The organism is Arthrobacter sp. Y3225116 (genome assembly GCF_059091245.1).
The window spans coordinates 1-1103 of record NZ_JBNHGL010000458.1; the positions used below are offsets into that span (position 1 = coordinate 1).

The window sequence follows — 1103 nt, forward strand, 5'->3', positions numbered from 1 at the left end:
CCACGGTGGCCTCGGCACTGCCGACCGCCTCGGCGCCCACCGAGGCCTCGGTACCGTCGGCGGCCTCGACCACTGCCGCATGGCGGCCCAGCCGTTTGCGCATGACGTCGATGGCCTGCGGGTTCTGGTCCACGCAGACGAACCGCCGGTCCATGCCCGCGGCCACGGCGCCGAGGGTCCCGGAGCCGGCAAAGAAGTCGAGCACCCAGTCGCCCGGCCGGCTGCTCGCGGCAACCATCCGGCGCAGCAGCCCCTCGGGCTTCTGGGTGGGGTAGCCCGTCTTCTCCCGGCCGGTGGGGGAGACGATGGTGTGCCACCAGACATCGGTCGGGAGCTTGCCGCGGGCGGCCTTCTCCGCGGTCACCAGGCCCGGAGCCATGTACGGCTCGCGGTCCACTTCCGCGTTGTCGAAGTGGTACGCCTTCGGGTTCTTGACGTAGACCAGGATGTTGTCGTGCTTGGCGGGCCAGCGGTTGCGCGCACGGGCGCCGTAATCGTAGGCCCAGATGATCTCGTTCAGGAAGCTCTCGCGGCCGAAGAGCATGTCCAGCAACACCTTGGCATAGTGCACCTCGCGGTAGTCCAGGTGCAGGTACAGCGTGCCGTCGTCGGCCAGCAGCCGCCACGCCTCGGAGAGACGGGGCTCCAGGAAGGACCAGTAGTCGTCGAACGCGTCGTCGTAGCTGGCGAGCGTGCCCTTGACCGTCTGGTACGACTTGCCCTTGAACCCGATGCGGTCGCCTTCACCATCGGCGCTGCGCACCATGGAGGTCTGCTGCCGGACCTGGGCCCGGCCGGTGTTGAACGGCGGGTCCAGGTAGATCATGGTGAAAGCGCCGTCGGGCAGCGTGGGCAGGAAGTCGGCGTTGTCCGCCCGGACCACCAGCGAGCTGCCGTCGGGCGTCCACCGGATACCGGCCACTATTCCCCGCTGGCGCCGTCGGTGACCTGCTGGGCGGTCCCGTTGACGACCTCGCCGTTGCGGCGGCGGGTGCGTGAACGCTTCCGGCGCGGCTTGTCGGCCGAGGCGACGGCCGTGTTCTCGGCGGCCGCCTCCTCGGTGCCGCGGCGCTGCCGCGGGTTGCCCGAGTCGGACCGGCCCT

General features: G+C 70.4%; 1 protein-coding gene and 1 pseudogene. Both read right to left on the reverse strand.

Features of this window, described 5'->3' with window-relative positions:
• Positions 1-922 (reverse strand): DNA-methyltransferase (locus AC5RV2_RS18270; protein ID WP_494093504.1); only part of this gene is annotated, 922 nt, incomplete at its 3' end.
• A pseudogene (locus tag AC5RV2_RS18275) lies at positions 922-1103 on the reverse strand (hypothetical protein); the annotation flags it as partial. The pseudogene AC5RV2_RS18275 and the gene AC5RV2_RS18270, both read right to left, overlap by 1 nt.